At 36.7% G+C, this 21,246-nt stretch carries 22 protein-coding genes; 14 read left to right on the forward strand and 8 right to left on the reverse strand.

All coding sequences use genetic code 11. The annotated features are described in order from the left end of the window. Positions 1 to 276: 276 nt before the first annotated feature. From C8J95_RS08985 to C8J95_RS09015, 7 genes are all read left to right on the forward strand, one after another. Positions 277 to 576, forward strand: coding sequence for a co-chaperone YbbN (locus C8J95_RS08985; protein WP_059324878.1), 300 nt, complete (start codon positions 277 to 279; stop codon positions 574 to 576). A gap of 37 nt (positions 577 to 613) precedes the next feature. Next, complete coding sequence (locus tag C8J95_RS08990; protein ID WP_107808042.1) at positions 614 to 1,102, forward strand: DUF2938 domain-containing protein; 489 nt, start codon at positions 614 to 616, stop codon at positions 1,100 to 1,102. 18 nt (positions 1,103 to 1,120) lie between these two features. After that, positions 1,121 to 1,717 carry a bifunctional 2-polyprenyl-6-hydroxyphenol methylase/3-demethylubiquinol 3-O-methyltransferase UbiG gene (locus tag C8J95_RS08995; RefSeq protein ID WP_107808043.1) on the forward strand — a complete coding sequence of 199 codons (597 nt, stop codon included), beginning with the start codon at positions 1,121 to 1,123 and terminating at the stop codon, positions 1,715 to 1,717. A 34-nt stretch (positions 1,718 to 1,751) separates the two neighbouring features. Further along, positions 1,752 to 2,282, forward strand: coding sequence for a dihydrofolate reductase family protein (locus C8J95_RS09000; RefSeq protein WP_107808044.1), 531 nt, complete (start codon positions 1,752 to 1,754; stop codon positions 2,280 to 2,282). A gap of 11 nt (positions 2,283 to 2,293) precedes the next feature. Beyond that, on the forward strand, positions 2,294 to 2,737 hold the full coding sequence (locus C8J95_RS09005) for a GNAT family N-acetyltransferase (protein WP_107808045.1): 444 nt from the start codon (positions 2,294 to 2,296) through the stop codon (positions 2,735 to 2,737). 260 nt (positions 2,738 to 2,997) lie between these two features. Continuing rightward, a complete protein-coding gene (locus C8J95_RS09010) occupies positions 2,998 to 3,843 on the forward strand; it encodes a DMT family transporter (protein WP_107808046.1) in 846 nt (281 codons plus the stop codon). Positions 3,844 to 3,856: 13 nt separating this feature from the next. Further along, entirely contained in the window at positions 3,857 to 4,696 is an 840-nt protein-coding gene (locus tag C8J95_RS09015; protein ID WP_107808047.1) for a GNAT family N-acetyltransferase, read from the forward strand. A gap of 60 nt (positions 4,697 to 4,756) precedes the next feature. Here C8J95_RS09015 and C8J95_RS09020 read toward each other — a convergent pair whose 3' ends face one another. The 4 genes from C8J95_RS09020 to C8J95_RS09030 form a co-directional block, all read right to left on the reverse strand. Beyond that, the gene (locus tag C8J95_RS09020) at positions 4,757 to 6,133 is read right to left on the reverse strand and encodes an ATP-binding protein (RefSeq protein ID WP_107808048.1); all 1,377 of its coding nucleotides are present in this window, start codon (positions 6,131 to 6,133) and stop codon (positions 4,757 to 4,759) included. A gap of 12 nt (positions 6,134 to 6,145) precedes the next feature. Beyond that, positions 6,146 to 6,850, reverse strand: a complete 705-nt coding sequence (locus C8J95_RS09025; RefSeq protein ID WP_107808049.1) for a response regulator transcription factor — start codon at positions 6,848 to 6,850, stop codon at positions 6,146 to 6,148. Between the two features lie 242 nt (positions 6,851 to 7,092). Next, positions 7,093 to 7,215 (reverse strand): hypothetical protein, encoded by a 123-nt coding sequence (locus C8J95_RS18950; RefSeq protein WP_021347971.1) that lies wholly within the window; start codon positions 7,213 to 7,215, stop codon positions 7,093 to 7,095. 44 nt (positions 7,216 to 7,259) lie between these two features. After that, positions 7,260 to 7,688: a hypothetical protein gene (locus tag C8J95_RS09030; protein ID WP_107808050.1), complete on the reverse strand. Its 429-nt coding sequence runs from the start codon at positions 7,686 to 7,688 to the stop codon at positions 7,260 to 7,262. Positions 7,689 to 8,001: 313 nt separating this feature from the next. Here C8J95_RS09030 and C8J95_RS09035 point away from each other — a divergent pair, with 313 nt between their 5' ends. The 6 genes from C8J95_RS09035 to C8J95_RS09060 all read left to right on the forward strand — a co-directional run bounded on the left by C8J95_RS09035 (position 8,002) and on the right by C8J95_RS09060 (position 17,024). Further along, complete coding sequence (locus C8J95_RS09035) at positions 8,002 to 10,230, forward strand: alpha-L-fucosidase (RefSeq protein ID WP_107808051.1); 2,229 nt, start codon at positions 8,002 to 8,004, stop codon at positions 10,228 to 10,230. Positions 10,231 to 10,487: 257 nt separating this feature from the next. Further along, positions 10,488 to 13,475, forward strand: a complete 2,988-nt coding sequence (locus tag C8J95_RS09040) for a TonB-dependent receptor (RefSeq protein ID WP_107808052.1) — start codon at positions 10,488 to 10,490, stop codon at positions 13,473 to 13,475. 12 nt (positions 13,476 to 13,487) lie between these two features. After that, entirely contained in the window at positions 13,488 to 15,182 is a 1,695-nt protein-coding gene (locus C8J95_RS09045; protein WP_107808053.1) for a RagB/SusD family nutrient uptake outer membrane protein, read from the forward strand. Positions 15,183 to 15,409: 227 nt separating this feature from the next. Then, positions 15,410 to 16,165, forward strand: coding sequence for an SDR family oxidoreductase (locus C8J95_RS09050; RefSeq protein WP_107808054.1), 756 nt, complete (start codon positions 15,410 to 15,412; stop codon positions 16,163 to 16,165). Between the two features lie 66 nt (positions 16,166 to 16,231). Then, positions 16,232 to 16,579, forward strand: a complete 348-nt coding sequence (locus C8J95_RS09055; protein WP_107808055.1) for a DoxX family protein — start codon at positions 16,232 to 16,234, stop codon at positions 16,577 to 16,579. A 22-nt stretch (positions 16,580 to 16,601) separates the two neighbouring features. Then, positions 16,602 to 17,024 carry a hypothetical protein gene (locus C8J95_RS09060; RefSeq protein ID WP_107808056.1) on the forward strand — a complete coding sequence of 141 codons (423 nt, stop codon included), beginning with the start codon at positions 16,602 to 16,604 and terminating at the stop codon, positions 17,022 to 17,024. Between the two features lie 438 nt (positions 17,025 to 17,462). On the opposite strand, the gene C8J95_RS09065 is transcribed toward C8J95_RS09060, so the two are convergent. Further along, positions 17,463 to 17,780: a helix-turn-helix domain-containing protein gene (locus C8J95_RS09065; RefSeq protein ID WP_107808057.1), complete on the reverse strand. Its 318-nt coding sequence runs from the start codon at positions 17,778 to 17,780 to the stop codon at positions 17,463 to 17,465. Positions 17,781 to 17,909: 129 nt separating this feature from the next. Between C8J95_RS09065 and C8J95_RS09070 the strand changes: the two genes are divergently transcribed. After that, positions 17,910 to 18,323 carry a nuclear transport factor 2 family protein gene (locus C8J95_RS09070; RefSeq protein ID WP_107808058.1) on the forward strand — a complete coding sequence of 138 codons (414 nt, stop codon included), beginning with the start codon at positions 17,910 to 17,912 and terminating at the stop codon, positions 18,321 to 18,323. A 24-nt stretch (positions 18,324 to 18,347) separates the two neighbouring features. On the opposite strand, the gene C8J95_RS09075 is transcribed toward C8J95_RS09070, so the two are convergent. The 3 genes from C8J95_RS09075 to C8J95_RS09085 form a co-directional block, all read right to left on the reverse strand. Beyond that, positions 18,348 to 18,872, reverse strand: coding sequence for a hypothetical protein (locus C8J95_RS09075; protein ID WP_255412757.1), 525 nt, complete (start codon positions 18,870 to 18,872; stop codon positions 18,348 to 18,350). A gap of 31 nt (positions 18,873 to 18,903) precedes the next feature. Continuing rightward, entirely contained in the window at positions 18,904 to 19,362 is a 459-nt protein-coding gene (locus tag C8J95_RS09080; RefSeq protein WP_107808326.1) for a hypothetical protein, read from the reverse strand. A 373-nt stretch (positions 19,363 to 19,735) separates the two neighbouring features. After that, the gene (locus C8J95_RS09085) at positions 19,736 to 20,584 is read right to left on the reverse strand and encodes a DUF4822 domain-containing protein (RefSeq protein WP_107808059.1); all 849 of its coding nucleotides are present in this window, start codon (positions 20,582 to 20,584) and stop codon (positions 19,736 to 19,738) included. Between the last annotated feature and the right edge of the window lie 662 nt (positions 20,585 to 21,246).

Consider the following 21,246-nt stretch of genomic DNA (forward strand, 5'->3'; position numbering starts at 1 on the left):
TTTTTAGTTGTAATTAATGATTGTAAAGTATTGTCTGGGCAGATATAAAAGAATTATCTGATGATGCCGGAAATAAAGAAGCGAATAGCTTATCGAAGCACAGGCCAAATATACGATTTTATATTTTCCTATGCCTTAAAAGCTTGCTGGTGATATAATAATCAGTGCTTTTGTGTTTAGCATATGTAATATGTGATTTGTACCATTTTTCCTCCGATTTGTATCAGGATTGAGCCTTAACCTCAGCCTAATTTTGTAGGACTAAATTTTAAAACAATGAACAATACAGACAACAAAATTCAGGAAATTGATTCACTGACTTTATTACAGTTCTATGCGGAATGGTGTTATCCATGCAAGATGATGATGCCGGTTGTAAATACACTGAAAGATAAGCTGGAAGATTGGTTAAATGTACATCAGGTAGATGTGGATGAAGCACAGGATATGGCAATACAATATAGAGTCCGTGCGGTACCAACGTTTGTTGTTCTGAAAAATAACCAGGAGGTATGGCGTAGCTCCGGAGTACTTTCGGAAAAACAATTGGAAGAGCAGTTAATAGCATTACGCTAAAAAACAATTTGATATTTACCCATTTAATGAAGAAACTATGCAATTGATATTTTATGCCATTTTAGTAGGAGCGGGAGCAACCATTTTTATGGATGTTTATGCCGTTATTGTTAAGAAATTGTTTAATATACCTTCTTTGGATTATCGTCTGGTGGGCAGGTGGATTGGGAATTTTAAAAACGGAATATTCTCACACCAAAATATTATGCAGACAAAACCGGTACCGCATGAAAAACTCATCGGCTGGATGGCGCATTATGGAATAGGGATAGCATTTGCATTTGCTTTGTTACTTATCTGGGGGGTAAATTGGTTGGAACATCCTTCGCTTTTTCCGGCTATAATTATTGGTATTAGTACAACATTAGCTCCTTTCTTTATGATGCAGCCCGCATTTGGCTTTGGTATAGCAGCCTCCAAGACACCTAATCCGCGTATTGCAAGAATAAGAAGCTTGTGGGTACACTTTATATACGGTATAGGTTTATATGTTTCTGCTTTGCTTGTAAATGTGGTTTTAATATAATGTAGAAGCGTAAAAGATATGGATAATTTTTTTGATAAAATATATGCTCAGGAGGAATATGCCTATGGTAAAAAGCCCAATGAATATTTGAAAAAACAACTTCTGAAATTAAAACCTGGAAAAATATTATTCCCAGCAGAAGGAGAAGGCAGAAATGCTGTTTTTGCAGCTAAATTAGGATGGGACGTTTATTGTTTTGATATCAGCAAAAATGCTTATAAAAAGGCAATGAAACTGGCAGAGGAAGAGAGCGTAAGTATAAAATATGAAGTTTGTGATGTGGATCAGTTGACCTATCCTAAAGAGAGTTTTGATGTAATTGCATTAATTTTTCCACCGAAGATACAAAAACAGCTGATTTACTTCCTGAAAAACAAAGGATTCATTATCTTTGAGTCGTTCAGCAAGCGTCAGCTGGAATACAATACCGTAAATAAATTTGCGGGAGGTCCTGACGATATTAATCAATTATATTCAACTCAAGAACTGGAAGAAGATTTCAGAGACTTCCGGATTACAGAACTCCGGGAAGAAGAAGTTTTTCTACAGGAAGGTATTTACCATAACGGAGCAGGAAGTGTCATCCGTTTTCTGGGAGAATATGCAGGAAAATAATAAACTCTAATTATATATAATACTCACTAAAATTATGAATGCCAGAAAACTAATTCTTTACATCTCATGCTCTCTGGACGGTTATATTGCACAATCAGGCGATGACCTAAGCTTTTTGGAAAAAGTACAAAGAGAAGGGGAAGATTATGGCTATAATGATTTTACAGCTACAGTAGACGCTGTAATCATGGGAAGAAGGACCTATGACTGGATTCTAAATCAGGGAGTAGATTTTCCGCATTGGGACAAAGAGGCTTATATTATTACCAGAACAGAAAGACCTTCTGAAAATGGGGTAAATTTTTATAATGGAAACCTTAGAGATCTGATTATAAAATTAAAATCTGAAAACGGAAAAAATATATTCTGTGACGGGGGAGCAGAAATAGTGAACGAATTATTAAAAGAAAAGCTTTTTGACGAACTCATTATTTCTGTTATTCCTGTTTTACTGGGCAATGGTATTCGCTTATTTAATGCGGGAATACCTGCTCAGGATTTAGCATTAGTTTCCAGCAAGAGTTTTGAAAGCGGGCTAATGCAGCTACATTATAAAATTAATTAAAACTTTAAGATATGAGTGAATTAATAAGAGAGGCCAATTCGGAAGATTATGGAGATGTAATAAGGGTATGGGAAGCTTCGGTAAGAGCAACTCATCACTTTTTGGATCCTGAAGATATAACATTTTATAAGAGTATTATACCTGAGGCATTGCCCCAGGTAAAACTTTTCATTTATGAGATAGAAGGACAGGCAGCAGGTTTTATGGGAATTTCAGGAAATACACTGGATATGTTGTTTGTTGATCCGGACTATAGGAGAAAAGGAATTGGAAGTAAGCTGTTTCAATATGCACAATCAGCATTTCAGATATCAAGAGTAGATGTCAACGAGCAGAATCAACAAGCCGTAGATTTTTATCTGAAAACCGGATTTGTACAAACGGGCAGACGGGCAACAGATGATTTCGGAAAAGCTTATCCGATATTGGAAATGACCCTTGGTACCGAAAAATAAAAATCCCATGACAGAACACTTTATGAACGAAATAACCAGTTATGGCAAAAAAAGGCGATTGCATCCCTGAAAGTTGCAAATAATCAATAAGATATAAGCTTATTAAAGATAAAAATTAGTATATTTGAAGATAAACCTTTACACAATGAATTCAGTAGTAGTTTTTTAATGGATAAAAAAATAAAGTGCTAGTACACTTTTTCGAAACCTTGAATTTTTTTCTCAGGGTTATCTTTTTGTGAAATTAATAAACTATAAAAATGAAAAAAACAAATACAGCCATATCCGCCACATTATTAGCTATTATATGTGTACAGGGTGGGGCTTCCATTGCAAAACAGCTTTTTCCGGCTATCGGAGCCATAGGAACAGTTACTTTAAGAATAGTACTTTCTGCTATTATTTTAACGTTGATTAACCGGCCTAAATTTTCACAATTTACCCGACAGATGTGGATTTATTGTGGTTTTTACGGAACAGGGCTTGCTGTGATGAATCTTATTTTCTACATGGCTATACAGCGTATACCATTGGGCTTAGCTGTTACAGTAGAATTTGCGGGACCTTTATTTCTGGCACTGGCGCTATCGCGGAAATTATTAGATGTTATCTGGGCTTTATTAGCCTGTGTCGGAATATTACTGATTGTTCCATGGAATAATGATCACATTGATTTACTAGGATTAGGCTTAGCCTTTCTGGCTGGTATGTTCTGGGCATTGTATATTGTAATGGGGGGGAAAGTTGCCAAAATAATGGATGGTAAAGATGCCGTAACTACAGGTATGTTGTTCGCCAGTTTGGTTATTATTCCTTTTACAGTATGGGATGGTGCAGTTTTCAATATTACTCCGATTATCTTTCTGAAAGGTTTGGGTGTTGCTATTTTATCCAGTGCATTACCATTTTCTCTGGAGATGGTAGCCCTAAAGAAGCTGCCGGCGAAAACCTTTAGTATTTTAATGAGTTTGGAACCTGCATTTGCAGCACTTTCAGGACTTGTATTTCTGTCAGAAAGTTTAAGCTTTTTACAATGGATTTCCATAGCCTGTGTAATAATAGCCAGTATCGGAACTACAATTTTTAGTAAAGCTTCTAATCATTAATAAAAAGAAAAAAATGGAAATACAGACTATAGAAACAATAGATACATCACAGATTCTTCAGGTATTCAATGATTCATTTGCCGATTATATGGTGCCAATGAAACTTACTGAAGAACAGCTGGAGTTTAAAATGCGATCCGACAAAACCGATAAAAGTATGTCAGTAATGGTAAAAGACGGGGAAAAGCCTGTTGCTTTTATTCTGCATGGTAAACAAATGATAGACGGAAAATTAGTCGTTTATAATGGTGGTACAGGTGTTATTCCGGAAAGAAGAAAATCCGGATGGGTAAGAGAGATGTACGATCTTATTCTTCCTGTATTGAAAGAGAAAGGAGCGACAACATTAGTATTGGAAGTTATTACTGATAATGCTCCGGCTATCAAGTCTTATCAAAAGTTTGGTTATACCATTAATCGAAAACTTAAATGCTACCGCGGAGAGATTACTTCTGAGGCTGTGCGACAGGAAGCAAAAATCCGTGAAGTTGTAGATTTTGGCTGGAAGAAAATGAAGGCCTTCTGGGATATTCAGCCGACATGGCAGAACTCTGTAAATGTACTGGAAGAGATAAAAGAACATTGTAAAATATTGGGAGCTTTTATAGGTAGACAATTGGTAGGCTACCTTGTCTATAATCCGGAAGCTAAAAAGATATATCAGCTTGCAGTAGCTCCTGAACACAGACGGAAAGGAGTTGGTACACAATTGCTTTCTGTACTAAAAGAAGAAGTTGGTGCCAGTATTTCTATTATTAATGTAGATGAAAACTCAGCTGCTGCTAATAAATTTTTACAAAAATCAGGTTTAAAAGTCTTCATTGAGCAATATGAAATGACAAGAGCTGTATAATTTTGTTAAAACAGTATAATTTTAAATCCCTTTAGAGCCAGACTTTAAAGGGATTCTATTTTATATTTTCTGTATTCCTGGCGTGCAGAAAACAACTGTAAAGGTGGTTTTATGATGTGCCGATGTTACCTGTATTTCTGCATGATGAAGATGAATGACTTTTTCAGTAAGAAATAGTCCTATTCCATGGCCTTTTTCGGTTCTGGAATTTTCGCTTCTGTAAAAAGGCTCGAAAATATGTAGCAGATCTTCCTTTTCTATGGTAACACCTTTATTGGAGAAATCAATGTGCAGATTACCACAATTTATGGTAACATTTACTGCGCAGGAGTGCTCTGGAGAATATTTGCAAGCGTTATCGATAAGATTATTAAATGCTACGCGCAGCAGATATTCATTTCCCTGTAGAGTCAGTTGTTGCTCTTCAACAGCATCGTCGATATGAAGTGCTACTTTATACTTGGGATTTTCCTTTATTGTTCCTGAATAAGATTCCAGAAGAACTTCATCGAGGCGTACTTCAGAAAAACTGATCTCATTAGGGTCATAACTGGCTTTAGCCAAATCCATCAGACTATCGGACAAACGTGTCATATTACGGGCATCTTCCAAAGCAAACTTTATTGTCTGCTGGTATTCCTCCCCGCTAAGTTCCTTTTCAGAGGCCAGTTCCAGTTCTGCTATAATAGCTGCAAGAGGTGTCCGAAGCTCATGTGATATATTGGATACAAAATACTTTTGGGCATCGAAAGAATTCTCCAGCCGTTCCAGCATTCTGTTGAAGCTTTGTGCAAGTTCGTTTAATTCGTCTTTTTCTTTAGTTGTTTTTAGTCTTAGCTGAAGTTTCCCTGCGGTAATATTTTTTACCTGACTCACCATTTCACTTACCGGATTCAGCGCCTTACTTGCAAAGAATATACCTGCGAGATAAACCAGGATAAGGATAATGAAGAATGCGATAATACTAACTGTCAGGAGACTTGTAACATAGGCATGTCCATACTTGTCATAGGAAGCAGCAGTCACAGCATAAGTTTTCCCGGCATAATTGTATGTAATTCCAATAACCTGTAGATTGTCCAGAAAAAAGCTGGTCTTCTTCTTTTTAAAAATACCGGAAAGCATTCCACGGGTCTCCTTTACATAATCTACTTTTGCATCATCATGATAAATAAGATCATAGTCAGAGTCGTATATTGCTACCTGAACTTCATTTAGTGTCCTGTTGTTATTTCTGTATAATTTATGCATTTCCTGTTCGGAAAGTGAACTTTTAAAAAATAAATCAGCTTTGGCTATGGCTTCATTTTGCAATTCCCCATAGAAAGATTTCTCCCGGGCTTCTTTGGAAGAATAGTATACTGTAATACTATAAACACCCAGAAGCATTGCAGTAACCAGTGTGAAAAGTAAAGTAAGCCGGGTCCGTATTTTCATTTTAAAATGTTTTTATGAAATATCCGATTCATAATCTTTTTTCAGAATAAAGCCCATTCCGGCCTTTGTATGAATAAGTTTTACGGCAAAATCCTTGTCTATTTTTTTACGAAGATAGTTAATGTATACATCGATAAAATTGGTTCCGGTATCAAAGTGAGTTTCCCATACTTTCTCGGCAATTTCACTTCGGGAAAGTACACGCTCTGAATTTTCAAGCATAAACTTCAGAAGGTTGAACTCTTTTGGCGTTAGTTTGATCGAAATTTTATCCCTGTTTACAATTTTCTGTTCCAGATTCATTTCAATACCCTCATACCTCAATACAAATACTTTTTGCCGCTGCTGTTGTTGTGAAAAGCGTTTTAACAGTACTTTTATCCGGGCTACAAGTTCACGCATTTCGAAAGGCTTGGTAAGGTAATCATCTGCTCCGGCATCAAAACCTTCCAGCTTATCATCGGTAGTACCCAATGCTGTAAGCATTACTACAGGCAGATTAGGCTTCAATGTTTTTATTTCTTTGCAAAAATCCAAGCCATCCTTTTTAGGTAAAACGATATCGGTAACTACCAGATCAAAATCTTTTTGGGTGGCCAGCTTCATCCCAGTCATACCATCGTATGCCGTACTGACTTCAAACTCGGCTTCTTGTAAGCCTTTTGCTATCAGTCTGGAAAGTCTGTCATCGTCTTCTATGAGTAAAATGTTTGCCATAAGATTGTGGTTATTGTGTTACCAATATTGCAAATATCACAATTCAAAAAGAAAGAAACAAGGATCAAGCGTTCGAAGTTTAGATATAGCGTTGTATATATTTCCTTGTCAGAAATGGATTGTAATCAGGGCAAACTATTAGATTTGTTTGAAAGAGAAAAAAGCTACTGCTGATCAAAAAAATAAATGAAAGATTAAGTGTAAAATTTAGCAGTAGCCTTTGATATAATGCTATGGATATTTTATTCCTGATATTCCTGTGTGTTTCTCATAAACAAGAAGTCCAGAAAACGATCGCATGTTTTAAAAATATTATATACTACCATGAGTATAATTAATTTGAATATATTTTGTTTTTCTGTCATGATTCTGATTTTTAAGGTTATTAAACAGAAAGTTGTCAGACTATTTACTTCTTTTCAGGAACGTTTATTGTAATCTCTACATATTTACTACTTTGGTCACTATTTCTCCCTGCCCAAAACTTCCATGTATGTTCCCCTGCCTGAGTTGGACGAAAAGTAAATTCGTGCTTCTTCTCTTCTTTTTTGTCAGTACATTGTTTTCCATAAATCTGGGAACCAATTACTCCGATATTTGTTATATTATTCAGGTTCTTCAATATACGGAACTGATTGAACGACTGACAGGTATTACTGGTATTATAAGTAACCTGTAACTTGTTAAGTTCTCCTACGGGTTTTATTTCTGAGGCATTTACGTGCGTAGCAGCAAGATAACCATAGGTAATATTATCCCGTTTTTCGATGTCCGAGCAGCTTATAAAACATATACTTAAGTATACTGTAACAAATCCAGGTTTCAGGAGATTTAGCATAAGTGATTTGATGTTCTATTATAAGATGCATAGTTTTTCTAATGGTTGCGTCTGTATTTAAATTTATTAACCAGCATCTATATTAGCTATATTATTTCAGGTTTTAATATGAATTTTGTTTAATATACTTGGTGTTTAGATACTACATAGATTCTACATTTAGTATATACGGACAAATAATTAGATGATTTTTTTGCGTATTCTATATTATTTTCTAAATTTGATGTAGAAGAATCAATAAAAGTGGTGAAACAATAAAAAAATAATAATATGAAATAGAGAAACTAACAACCATCGAAAACTAAAACCAACCATGAAACTTAAAACCTGTATCACCTCTCTGGCTTTGCTGGAAGGTCTTGTCTGTATATCTGCACAAAGTGCTAGGATTATACCGGCTAATACTATTGCAATAGCTCCTACAGACAGTAAAGAGCTTATTATAGAAAAAGCAGCTCATGTAATTCCCACAAAAAATCAGCTAGATGCCTTACGCAATGAATTCATTGCTTTTATACATTTCGGGCCCAATACTTTTACACGTATGGAGTGGGGCAACGGAATGGAAGATCCCAAAATATTTGATCTGAAAGAACTGGATACTGACCAGTGGTGTAAATCATTAAAGGATGCCGGAATGAAAATGGTAATCCTTACCGTAAAACACCATGACGGATTTGTGTTGTGGCAAAGTCGATATACCAATCATGGCATTGCTTCTACCAACTTCAAAAACGGACAAGGCGATATTTTAAAAGACCTTTCCAAATCATGTCAGAAGTATGGGCTTAAGCTTGGTGTATATCTATCTCCTGCCGATTTGTTTCAGATCGAAAATCCAAAAGGACTTTATGGCAATCTTAGCCAGTACACCAAGAGAACAATTCCCCGGGAAGTTCCGGGAAGACCTTTTTCCAATAAAACCAAATTTGAGTTTGAGGTAGATGATTATAATGAATATTTTCTGAATCAGCTCTTCGAAATCCTTACCGAATACGGCCCAATACATGAAGTATGGTTTGATGGCGCTCATCCTAAAACAAAAGGCGGCCAGAAGTACAACTATGAAGCCTGGAAAAAAGTAATACATACACTAGCTCCTAAAGCTGTAATTTTTGGTCAGGGAGATGTCCGCTGGTGTGGCAACGAAGCTGGAGTTACCCGAAAAACAGAATGGAATGTATTGCCTTTTAACAATAAAGATTTAACGGAAATTACCGGATTAACGGATTGGGAAGAAGATAATATCGGAAGACGCGATCGTCTATACAATGGTCATTTCCTCCACTATCAACAGGCAGAAATAGATACATCTATTCGGGAAGGCTGGTTCTACCGGGACGACGTTTACCAGAAAGTAAGAAGCGCTGACGATGTATTCGATATTTATGAGCGTTCTGTGGGTGGTAATGCTACATTATTACTCAATGTTCCACCCAACAGAGAAGGGAAGTTTTCGGATCAGGACGTAAAAGTGCTGAGTGAAACAGGAAAAAGGATACGGGAGACTTATAGCAAAGATCTTTTGAAAAATGCTAAAGGTCCTAAACAAGTTCTGGATCATAATGACACTACCTATTCCTTACTCAATAATAATCAGCTTATCATAGAAACTCCAACCCCTGTAACATTTAACCGAATAGTGTTGCAGGAAGCAGTCTCTACACATAGTGAGCGTGTAGAGAATCATGCTGTGGACGCATGGATAGACGGAGCCTGGAAAGAATTGGCTGCTGCTACCAATATAGGATATAAGCGTATTCTGCGCTTTCCTGGAGTTACAACCCGAAAAATAAGACTACGCATATTGCAGGATCGTGGTAATGTTGCTATTAGTGGTATTTCTGCTCACTATTATAAGATGAGACCTCCACAACTCACTATTTCACAGGACAAAACAGGAAAGGTTTCTATAGAAGAAAAGAAGCAGCCTTTCGATTGGAAAGTTCAGGACAAAAAAGAAGCAAAGGAATCTAATAAAGATTTTGATATCTACTATACGACAGATGGTTCTGAGCCCGGTGTTAATTCATTGAAATATAATGGGCCATTTGAAAAAGAACAAGGAACAGTAAAGGCTGTTGCTATCTTGAAGGGAGAACAGGGAGCCGTACAAGCTGAGGCTGTTAGCATTGCTAAAAATAAATGGAAACTTGCCGAAGTCAAAGACGGAACAAAGAATCATACCGCTGAAGCAGCTTTTGATGCGGATCCCAAAACCTTTTGGCAATCGACCAGTCAGGCGCTTCCGCAAAACCTGAGTGTAGACCTTGGAAGTTTGTATACTTTAACTGGTATGGCATATACACCACAAACTGTATTTGGTGGCGGAATGATGGCTAAAGGTACCGTAGAAGTAAGTATGGACGGAAAGAAATGGGAGCCTGTATCTGCTTTTGAATTTGGAAACCTGGTGAATGACCCTTCCAAGAGGAGCCTTTATTTTAAACAGGCTGTTAAAGCCCGTTATGTAAGGGTGACAGCTCAGGAAGTTGCGGGAAATTCACAGGCGCTGACGATTGCTGAACTCGATTTCTTTTAATCCCAAAAACTGATTGTACAGAACAATATCTTCTTCTGTATAAAGCAAGCTAAATAAATCCGTTAGTATAAATACTAAGGAACATTACGAATGTTTATTTATGATATTCAGATTTGATGTCATAGCTGATGCTGCATCATTTCAGAAAATAATAAAACGATAATTTAAGAGGTGTATTAATGCTCTGATCAGTTATGATCATGGAGCACAGAAACGCTAGTCTTAAAAACTAAATACCAAACTCAAATACCAAAAATATGAAAACACTAACCTGTCGGGCTTCTTATAGCCCGGGGGTTGCTATAGCGTTTTTTCTGTGCTCCTTTGGCGGAGTACAGATGCTTAGCGCACAGCAAACCCCATCTAAAAAAGAAATTCAAAAAAAGAAAGATTCAACTGACAAAGCCAAAGACATCGACGAAGTCGTTATTGTAGGTTATGGTAAGCAGAAGAAGGTCAATCTTACCGGAGCAGTTGCTTCTGTTTCTGCAAAACAGCTGGAAAGTCGACCTATTGCCAATTTAGGGCAGGGACTTCAGGGCTTAATTCCCAACCTTAATATTAATGTAGGAAGTGGTAAGCCGGGACAAGGATCGAGTTTTAATATCAGGGGAACAACTTCTATTAATGGGGGAGATCCGTTAATTCTGGTAGACAATGTACAGATGGACCCGAACCTGATTAATCCTGCAGATGTAGCGACTGTAACAGTACTTAAGGATGCTGCTTCTACAGCTATTTATGGTGTGCGGGGAGCTTATGGTGTAGTATTGATTACGACTAAAACAGGTAAGAAGAATGCGCGTATGGCTGTCAGTTATAACTATGACTATACTTTGAGCCGACCAACAAAAATTTATGGCACCATGAATTCTGTGGACTATATCAAAAGTCACAGGGAAGCCAGTGCTACGGGAGCTGCGACTGGAGCAGGGGCTGCTTCTTCAGAATTTACTGCTGAAGATTTACGAAGAGCAGAATATTACTTACTACATCCTTCCCCTGAAAATGCTGTATATGTGGATCCTGGAAATCCAAGACTTTACAGGTATACCGGAAATACAGATTGGGTAAAAGCACTATTTCCCAGCTGGGCTCCACAAATGACACATAATTTATCATTAAGTGGTGGTAGTGATAAGACTACCTATTACGCTTCTTTGGGATATTTGGATCAAGCCGGAACTTTAGAAGCCTCTAAACAAAAATTTCAGAAATATAATGTGTCTTTTAAATTAGATTCTGAACTGGCTCCATGGCTGGATGTAAATACCAGAATTACTTTTAACAGAACTGATGATAATAATCCTACGGATATTACAATTGCCAGCTCAGAAAGAATTAGTACCGATTTGCGCCCGCTTATGCCTATCAAACATCCGGACGGACATTATTCCGGGCAAGGTAGCTTCACCAATCCTTTTGCAATTTTAGAATATAACGGACGAAATATTAAAAAAGACAACGATATCTGGCTTACCGGTGGAATCAACCTGAAGCCGATGAAGAATGTAAATATTATAGCTGATTATACCTGGAATAATTATACTTTGAACCGTACTACAAATTCTAAGGCATTCAATGAATATGGAGCTAATGGAGTTCTATTAGGGGTATATCCCTGGTCAACTCCAGCAAGGATAACTGAGGAGAATTATAATGACCGCTATCAGGCCATTAATGCATATGCGCAGTATGAAAATACTTTTGGTAAAAAGCATTATGTAAAAGCCATGGTGGGCTATAATCAGGAACTGAAACAGTTTAAGAGCGTTAATGTAAGTGTTAAAAACCTTGTTAACCAGGATTTACCTTCTATTAATCTGAATTATGATCCAAACCCTATAGTTAAAGGAGGAATTAATGACTGGGCAGTTGCGGGTTCGTTCTCCAGAATCAACTATGTATACGATGAAAAATATTTGTTTGAAGTAAATGGGCGTTATGACGGGACTTCAAGATTTGCAAGAGGACATCGTTACTCTTTCCAGCCTTCTGCGTCAGTGGGGTGGCGAATTTCTAAAGAAGGATTCTTCAATCCTTTGAAAAAAGTAATAAACGAGCTAAAAGTAAGAGCATCTTACGGAACATCTGCAAGCCAAAAACTGGATAGAAAAAGGGATGAGAATAATTATCCTTATCTGGCTACTATGGGGGTTAACCTTAGTGACTACATCTTCGGGACAGAACAGAAACCTTATATTGGCGCTCCGGGATTGGTAAGTCCTGATTTTACATGGGAGAAAGTCACATCTCAAAATATAGGCGTTGATTTCTCCATGCTAAATAACAGATTATCTGGTAGTTTCGACTATTACATCCGCGATACTAAAGATATGTTATATGCTGGGGATGCCTTACCAGCAGTATTGGGAACCGGGGTGCCTATCCGGAATTCTGTAGATTTACGAAATAAAGGATTCGAAGCCAGCCTTATTTGGAAAGATCGGTTTGGTGAAGATTTCCGGTATTCAGTAACATTAGGCTTGTCCGATTATCAGGCACGTATTACCAAATTTGGTCAAAATCCCAACGGAAATATAGGAACTTATTATGTAGGGCAAAAGATAGGTGAAATATGGGGTTATGAAACAGATGGCTATTTTAAAACAGATGCTGAAGCACAGAACTGGAATCAAAAATTTCTTTTCGGTGGACAATGGCTGGCCGGAGATATTAAGTTTAAAGACCTGAATGGTGATGGTAAAATAGATCAGGGAGATAATACGCTTTCTAATCCGGGTGACCGTAAGATAATTGGGAACACTACACCGAGATATCAGTACAGTATCAATTTGGATTTTCAGTATAAAAACTTCGATATGACTATCTTTTTACAAGGTGTAGGCCAGTCGGATCGTATGATGGGAGGGACTGCTTTTTGGGGATATACTAGTGAATGGGATGTTCCTACACAGGCACATACCGGACAGTACTGGACCCCAGATAATCCTAATGCTTATTTTCCAAGGCTTAGATTTGGTGGTGGTGGAAATTATCAGACCCAAACCAAATACCTTCAGAGTGCAGCTTATCTCAGAGCAAAACAAATAACGATTGGTTATACCCTTCCACAGGAAGTTCTGGAGAGTATAAAGCTTAAGTATTTAAGGTTTTATATTACCGGTCAAAACCTGTTTACGTTTACCAGTATGTTCCAAAACTTTGATCCGGAGCTTGTTATAACAGGTGGTACATATCCAATTAGTAAATCTATTTCATTCGGAGCTCAGCTTCGGTTCTAAAAATTTAATGTCATGAAACTATATAAAAAACAATTAATCCATACAGTAGTTATTGTAACACTTATTAGTTTGTCTTCCTGTAAGCAAGATGAATTTCTCGACAGATATCCGCAGGATAAATTAACTGAAGATGCGCTCTTCAAAACTGAGAATGATCTAAAACTATATGCTAATCAGTTTTATACAAGTTTACCTGTACAATATTCGGATCAGGACTCTCAGTCGGATAATCAGGTTCCAAATAGTATCAACAGCTTCCTGGCAGGAACAGATCAGGTTCCGGGGGAAAAAGGCGGCTGGTCTGCTGATGATTGGGCTGGTATCAGGGCTTGTAATTACTTTTTGAGAAAAAATGTGGATCCTCAATTAGACCAGAATATAAAAAATAAATACAATGCTGAAGTTCGTTTTTTCAGAGCAATGTATTACTGGGATAAAGTGGTACGATTTGGAGATGTTCCTATTTATGAAACCGATTTGAATAACTTATCACCAGAGCTATATAATCCAAGAGATCCACATAAAAAAGTGATGGATTTTGTATTAAAGGATCTTGATTTTGCTGTTGCCAATCTTCCGGAGGCTGCAGCCGAAAACAGGGTACATAAATATGCAGCTTTAGCCTTGAAGTCAAGAATAGCCTTATGGGAAGGAACTTTCAGGAAATACCATAGTTTGGGAGATGCAGAAACGTTCTTACAGGCTGCAGCAGATGCTTCGCTTCAGGTAATAAATTCAGGGAAATATGAAATCTATTCTACAGGTAAACCTGATGCTGACTACAACAGCTTGTTTATTCAGGAAGATCTGTCTAAAAACAAGGAAAGTATTTTGTCCAGAATATACATTACCAATATCAGTACAACCAATTATAGCAGAGGAGCAGGAAGCGGTAATGGTTATAGTAAGTCTTTAATTGAAAGTTATTTATGTAAAGATGGGAAACCTTTTGCAGTGTCACCTTTGTATGCTGGTGATGATACTCCGGAGAATGAAGTGAAAAACAGAGATCCCCGTTATCCACAGACGATTGCAACTCCAGGTTATATTATGACGATTAATGAAAATGGTTCTACAAGCCAACTGGAAAGACCTAATGTAGGGACCAATGCTACTTCTACAGGTTATCAGATTGTAAAGGGAAGATCCTCGGATGTGAAATTGCAAAATGCTAATCAGGATAATATAGACCGCTTTATTTTCCGTTATGCAGAGGTTTTGCTTAATTATGCAGAAGCCAAAGCAGAATTGGGGCAGCTTATTCAGGATGTGCTGGACATCTCTATTAATAAACTAAGAAAACGTGTAGGCATGCCGGATATGTCACTGGCTAGTCTTACTGCCGATCCCAATACATCTTTTCCAAGTATTAGCCTGCCACTTCAGGAAATAAGAAGAGAACGCCGTGTGGAGCTAGCTGGAGAAGGATTCCGTTTCAGAGATATCTTAAGATGGAGAGCCGGAGAGCTGATTAATAGTTCTAAAACAATAACGGGAATGAAGCTTACAGATGCTTATATGACTACCTATCCAAAAGATGCGAATGGCAAATCTCAGGTAGATAATGTACTGCGGGATGCACAGGGCTATGTTCGTGTATATCCTAATATTGCAACAAGAGCATGGGATAATAAAATGTATTTGTATCCAATGCCTAAAGATCAGTTGTTACTGAATAAGAATTTTAAACAAAATCCTGGCTGGTAGTTTAAACTCCAAAATTATAAAAGAAGGGAAGTAGGATTACTTCCCTTTTTATATACTACATATGTTCTACATTTGCTGTAAATGAACTTGTTAATTCTTTCGGGTATTATTTAGAGTTCTATTTATTTTTATTTTTGAAGAAAGATGTAATAAGTTCCGAAAAGTTCACCATGAATTATAGGTGAGTAGTATGCACCTTTGTAACACTAATTTCAAATATACATATGATGTCAAAAAATGATTTAAAAAACAAAGTAGTTTTAATAGCAGGTGGTGCTAAAAATCTTGGCGGTCTGCTAAGCCGTGATTTCGCTGCTAAAGGGGCAAAACTGGCAATCCATTACAATAGCGACAGCACCAAAACCGATGCGGAAAAAACGTTAGCCGATGTTCAGGCAGCAGGAGCCGAAGCATTTCTGTTTCAGGGTGACCTCACAAAAGTTGAGAATATTACCAAGTTGTTCGATGAGACAGTTTCAAGATTTGGCGGTGTAGATATTGCGATTAACACAGTAGGTATGGTACTGAAAAAACCATTTACCGAAACAACTGAATCAGAATATGATCAGATGTCCGATATCAATTCCAAAGTAGCTTATTTCTTTATTCAGGAATCGGGTAAAAAGCTAAACAACAACGGAAAAATCTGTACTATTGTAACTTCTCTTTTAGCGGCTTATACAGGTTTGTATTCCACTTATGAAGGGATGAAGGCTCCTGTAGAGCATTTTACCAGAGCGGCTTCCAAAGAGTTTGGAGACAGAGGTATTTCTGTAACGGCAGTAGCGCCAGGACCTATGGATACCCCTTTCTTCTACGGACAGGAAAGCTCGGATGCTGTTGCATATCACAAATCGGCTTCGGCTTTAGGAGGTTTAACGGATATTAAAGATATTGCTCCGCTGGTAGAGTTTCTGGTAAGTGATGGTTGGTGGATTACCGGGCAGACTATTTTTGCCAATGGTGGTTATACAACAAGATAACTAAACAGAACAGAGAATTCTTCAAGGTTAGTAAAAAGAATTCTCTGTTTTTAATTTCTGAAAATTATGCTAATAAAAATTATAAATTCAATTCTGATCTTGTTTGCCGTATTTATGGGCTTTAAACAAGGTTCTGCGATGCTTACAGGGAAACCTGAAATGTTAGAATTATTTGGAAAATGGGGTATAGGAAAATCCGGAGTAATGATAAACGGATTGGTCACTATACTATCTGCTGTATTAATTCTTTTTCCAAAAACTTTTATATGGGGAAACTTTCTGATGGGAGCAGGCATATTGCTTATTATCTGTTTTCAGATTTCAGAGAGAGATTTTAAAGGTGCAATTATAGAAGTACCATTCCTGTTGCTTAATCTTTTAATTATTTATTTGCAGCATCCGTTGAAAAATTGAAAACCCGGAAAATTATAAAGTTATGAAAGCTTTATTTGTTTTTAGTATGTGTCTTTCTTTAACAGGCTGTGCACAGCAACAGAAACCAGAATCGATTATAAAACAACAAAACCCAAAAACATACATGATGAATTTATCAATAATTACAAATCCAGAGGTAAGAAAAGCCATTGAAGCATTACAATCCGGTGATCAGAATTGGTATCAGTACTTTACAGATAATCCCAAAATGACGGATGATGGACATGATGTAGACTTTAAATCCTTTTTTGGAAAAGCACTGGGAAATGAAAAATTTCTGAGTATAGATAGAGTAGAGGATGATGGGAAAACTTTATATGGAAATTTTAAAGCCGGACAGTGGGGTACATTTCGTGTATTTTTTAAGTTTCATCAGAATGCCGCCGGAAAATTCGAAAGACTGGATATCGGCCAGGCAAATTAATTTTCGAGCAGCAGATAGGACAAATACACAGTGCTGTGTCTCAGATATTTTTCTTAACAGTTCTTAATGTCTCAAAAGTGAAAAATGAAAATTGAATAATTTTTGCATTCTGATTATGCCCTATTTTAGGGCTTTTTTATTGCTTATTTTTAAATTCTCTATTCAGGGAGATATTGGTTTTATATTAAATTTTTCTTAATACTATTGTGTATGTTAAAATAATTTGTACTTTTGAAGTGAATAAATTTTTTTTATAAAATTTTTTGTGATTTGGTAGGTCCCGGGCAACCGGGACCTTTTTATTTTCAGTCAGAGAAGGACTCTGTAATATTACAAAATCTTTGCTCTTGGGTTTTTATTAAAGGAACAATCCTATACTGTTTTGTATAGCAGCAGGTAAATATTGCATGAATGTATTGTTTTTGGCATTAAAGCACTCTATAATTCATGATCCAAACCAAACTGAATAATCTGATTAATCACCGGCAGTAATTTCTTTCCGGTTGGAGTTAAAGAATATTCTACACGTGGTGGTATTTCCGGAAAAGCATTCTTATTTACAATTCCTTTTTCTGCTAAAAATTTTAGCTGACTTATCAGCATTTTCTCACTGATTCCGACCAACGCTCTTTTCAGTTCACCATACCGGATAACCCGCTCGTTAATCTGATAAATGATGAGCATAGTCCATTTTCCACCAATAATTTCAAGCGTCTTTTTTAAAGGGCAGTTTTGATCCGAAATTTTTATTTCCATTTTATTGTTCTGATAATCAGTAATTTTTTACTCAGGGTTAGTACCTTACTTTTTGGTAAGTACTTGTTTTTTGGTATGTGAATATAGAAATTTGTAAGCAATTATAAAACCTTAAGAAACAGAAATGTTATGTCAAAAAATGTAGAAATTGTACAGTCATATTTTGATGCTGTATCCCGTGGTGATTTTGCAAAAGTAGATACTTTATTTGCGGACGAAATTGTATGGAATCAGCCAGGTAATGGAATTCAGTCGGGGATATATACCGGAAAAGAAGAAGTGTTCAGGCATTTAGGTAATTTTATGAAATGGAGTGCCGGGACTTTTGCTATAGATACTATTGATTATCTTACAGACAATGGATCTTTCGTCGCTGCATCGATTCATTTCGGTGCAGAGAAAGGAAATCAGAAGTTATCTATGAAGGGAATTGATCTGTTAAGGGTAGAGGATAATATGATTAAAGAAGTATGGTTATTTTCGGAAGATATTGAAGCCGAAGATGACTTCTGGAATTATACTGAGAAGAATACTGAAGAATAAAATCAGAATAACAAAGCCGGATACCTATTTTCGGTTTTTTACTTTCTTCTTACGTATCGGTTTATTTTTCACCTCTTTAGCCGGTGGGGCAATCGCTATTATCGAATCTGTCCGGGCTGCTGTTGCACTACTGATGGCGTCTATACCAGACGGAGCTTCCTCGTGTAAAGGACTTAGTTCCAAAATGTTATTGATTTCCTTAAAATAGTAAGATCCGGATAAATCTTTTGGCTCTTTACAATCCGGACTCATCGCCCCGTCACTAGTAACAAGTTCAATAATATTATTTTCTCTTACACGGTAAAGGCCTAAGGCATTGTAACATGAAATACCCGTCTGATAATTGAAATTATCTTCAAACTGTATAAAATGAAACTTAGCCCGCTCATTTGATAGATTAATCCATTTTGCTTTTACCAGAATAGCTTTGCCATTGGGCGCAATATGGTCTATTTTCCATGTCGTTTTTACAAACGGGTTATATTGTGCATAGCTTACAGGAAGTATAGCCAGTATGATTAATATAGTAGTTATGATACCTTTGTTCATAGTAATAGTATGTGAAAATAGCTAAACTTATTTACTTTCTCTTTACAGGGAACAATACCTTATTGCTCATTGAATCCTTATTATTAGAGAAATAAAGTCCCGAAGGTGTTGCTTCCAGCAAAAGTTCGGAAACAGAATAGCTGCCATCGTTGTTGCTGGAATTTATAGTATATACAATCTTACCTTCTGTAAATTTCGGATTTATGGTACAGTCCATATCTGTAATCTCATTTTTTCGCATGGTTTCGGGATTACCAGGTTCATTGATGCTAAAGTCTAATGTGAACTTTTGTGGATTAATGATAAATATAGCTTTTACAGGTTTCTCGGTTTTATCTTTTGTGAAAATCATTCTGTCCGAACTTAGTTTTAGCTCTTGTAGGCATTGCTTTGGATAAGTCTTTTCAGGTGTGGTATTTTGTGCAGACAGCTGATCAATTCCCGCGATGAGCAAGAATAATGACAGGGATTTAAAAAGGATATATTTCATAATAAATGTTTTAGCTGTAGCTAAAGTTAAGCAGAATTTTTTTCTGAACATCAGTAAAATAAAAAAGTCCGATTGTAGTAATCGGACTCCGGCTTCTAATTAGTTTCACATTCATATCAACAGAGAAAGCCTTAATTTTTTATAAAAGTGGCCGGCCTCCAAAAGTCAGCCAACCACTACAAACACAAATGAATGATGATATTTTTATTTCTAACCTTATAAATAATATCAAATATTCAGTAGGTTATAGAAATCCCCGCTCCATTGAAAAGATTTTATTACAGGTAATAAATTGATTATGAAAAAAATATAGCTGCTATACTCTATGTTGTATATATGCTGATTATTAGTTCGGAACGGGGAGAAGAAAATTTTAATTTGTTGGTTCCATATGGTTTACCTTAGTATGGATGATATCGTAGAATACGGGTGGGTTCGTAGCATCAGGTACAATTCTGTAAGTGAACTCAGCATTGGTAAGGACCAAAACTTCTACATCACGGTTGAAAGGAGCTCCTGTACCAGCAACTGTTCCGTTCAGGTTTCTGACTTTTCCGTCTGCGGACAAAGTCCATGCTCCGCTGGATCTTAGTACATCATCTAATCCGAAAATTGTAAACTGCCCGTTTCCTTTGAAGTAAGAATAGCCTACAAAACCTGCCACTCGTGGGTCATTCAGGGCTACAGAATTTCCTGCATTGTCTTTGGCTCCGGTAGTTTCCCAAGGCGTAGATGCCAAAGTTACCTGTCCGTTAGCCGGTTCTGCATGAGAAGTTCTGGTATGGATAATATCATAATAATTTGCAGGATCACTGCTGTCGCTATGGATCCTATACGTGAAAATATCTTTGTTTAGCTCTAGGATCTCTACATCGCGGTCTACAAGAACTCTTCCGTCAGGATTCAATACCTTGATATTTCTTGTTTTCCCTTGTGCATCTACAGTCCATGTTCCTAATGATCTCAGAACATCATTCAGCCCATAAATGGCAAAGTTTCCATCCGCTCTGAAGTAGGCCCAACCGACAAACCCGTTTACCCTTGGATCATTAAGGTCTACATTATTCCCGTTTCTATCCTTCGCTCCTGTAGTTTCCCACGGAGTAGAGGCCAGGATCTGACTTGGCGTTAACGGGATTTCCGGATTGTTATCGTTGTCACGCGAACATGAAATCAGGACCATGGCCAGCGCTGCTGTCCAAACTAAAAATAACTTCTTCATAGTTTTGAAATTTTAAATTGTTTTACAGAAAATGTATACAGCCTTTGCAGGCTATCGATTGTGTTTTTGTTTTACAAATATGTTGGTAATATTTATGGGTTTTGGTAACATTTGTTACAGAAAAGTACTTTTATTTACAAATTGTTTAATTTTATTGCCTTTAATGCGTGTATTTGTACTTGTGCTTCTGAGGAGCTTTATAAAAAATAAGAGAAAGATACTATAATGGTCCATTAATAATGTCCATGTATTATTTTTAGATTTGCTTTTTTTATCTTCGGATAAAATTGTATTTTCTTCTAAATGCGCTTTGTACAGTAAGCACCACAAGTCCTCTTTTTTTCTGTTTCTCATGATTTATACTTTATTGATATTTATAGGTTTAAATGCCATACTTAATCCGGAAAGCGTAAATAATCCACTATAGAATTCCGTATAATGCACATTGGGTAATAGCAATAATATCCCAGCTGTCAGGCTAAGGCTGCCAGTAATAAAATATTGGTAAACACTTTTGGCGACTGACTAAAAAGGGCAGCATAATACAACTGCCCTTAGGTAACTGTTAACAAACAAAAGATGATGATATTAAAATTTGGCTATGCCGTAAAAAGTTAACAGTTGAGGTGTATTTTAGAATTGGTTTGAAAAAACAGGCAACT

Origin of the sequence: Elizabethkingia sp. YR214, assembly GCF_003058195.1 — a bacterium.
In the GTDB taxonomy this organism is placed as follows: domain Bacteria; phylum Bacteroidota; class Bacteroidia; order Flavobacteriales; family Weeksellaceae; genus Elizabethkingia.

Coding starts and splice junctions, on each gene's coding strand:
- C8J95_RS09070 (WP_107808058.1), top strand. CDS start 17,910: ATGTCAAAAAATGTAGAAATTGTACAGTCATATTTTGATGCTGTATCC.
- C8J95_RS09035 (WP_107808051.1), top strand. CDS start 8,002: ATGAAACTTAAAACCTGTATCACCTCTCTGGCTTTGCTGGAAGGTCTT.
- C8J95_RS09020 (WP_107808048.1), bottom strand. CDS start 6,133: ATGAAAATACGGACCCGGCTTACTTTACTTTTCACACTGGTTACTGCA.
- C8J95_RS09045 (WP_107808053.1), top strand. CDS start 13,488: ATGAAACTATATAAAAAACAATTAATCCATACAGTAGTTATTGTAACA.
- C8J95_RS09000 (WP_107808044.1), top strand. CDS start 1,752: ATGAATGCCAGAAAACTAATTCTTTACATCTCATGCTCTCTGGACGGT.
- C8J95_RS09050 (WP_107808054.1), top strand. CDS start 15,410: ATGTCAAAAAATGATTTAAAAAACAAAGTAGTTTTAATAGCAGGTGGT.
- C8J95_RS08990 (WP_107808042.1), top strand. CDS start 614: ATGCAATTGATATTTTATGCCATTTTAGTAGGAGCGGGAGCAACCATT.
- C8J95_RS09015 (WP_107808047.1), top strand. CDS start 3,857: ATGGAAATACAGACTATAGAAACAATAGATACATCACAGATTCTTCAG.
- C8J95_RS18950 (WP_021347971.1), bottom strand. CDS start 7,215: ATGACAGAAAAACAAAATATATTCAAATTAATTATACTCATGGTAGTA.
- C8J95_RS09060 (WP_107808056.1), top strand. CDS start 16,602: ATGAAAGCTTTATTTGTTTTTAGTATGTGTCTTTCTTTAACAGGCTGT.
- C8J95_RS09065 (WP_107808057.1), bottom strand. CDS start 17,780: ATGGAAATAAAAATTTCGGATCAAAACTGCCCTTTAAAAAAGACGCTT.
- C8J95_RS09010 (WP_107808046.1), top strand. CDS start 2,998: ATGAAAAAAACAAATACAGCCATATCCGCCACATTATTAGCTATTATA.
- C8J95_RS09080 (WP_107808326.1), bottom strand. CDS start 19,362: ATGAAATATATCCTTTTTAAATCCCTGTCATTATTCTTGCTCATCGCG.
- C8J95_RS09040 (WP_107808052.1), top strand. CDS start 10,488: ATGAAAACACTAACCTGTCGGGCTTCTTATAGCCCGGGGGTTGCTATA.
- C8J95_RS09030 (WP_107808050.1), bottom strand. CDS start 7,688: ATGCTAAATCTCCTGAAACCTGGATTTGTTACAGTATACTTAAGTATA.
- C8J95_RS08995 (WP_107808043.1), top strand. CDS start 1,121: ATGGATAATTTTTTTGATAAAATATATGCTCAGGAGGAATATGCCTAT.
- C8J95_RS09085 (WP_107808059.1), bottom strand. CDS start 20,584: ATGAAGAAGTTATTTTTAGTTTGGACAGCAGCGCTGGCCATGGTCCTG.
- C8J95_RS09055 (WP_107808055.1), top strand. CDS start 16,232: ATGCTAATAAAAATTATAAATTCAATTCTGATCTTGTTTGCCGTATTT.
- C8J95_RS09005 (WP_107808045.1), top strand. CDS start 2,294: ATGAGTGAATTAATAAGAGAGGCCAATTCGGAAGATTATGGAGATGTA.
- C8J95_RS09075 (WP_255412757.1), bottom strand. CDS start 18,872: ATGAACAAAGGTATCATAACTACTATATTAATCATACTGGCTATACTT.
- C8J95_RS09025 (WP_107808049.1), bottom strand. CDS start 6,850: ATGGCAAACATTTTACTCATAGAAGACGATGACAGACTTTCCAGACTG.
- C8J95_RS08985 (WP_059324878.1), top strand. CDS start 277: ATGAACAATACAGACAACAAAATTCAGGAAATTGATTCACTGACTTTA.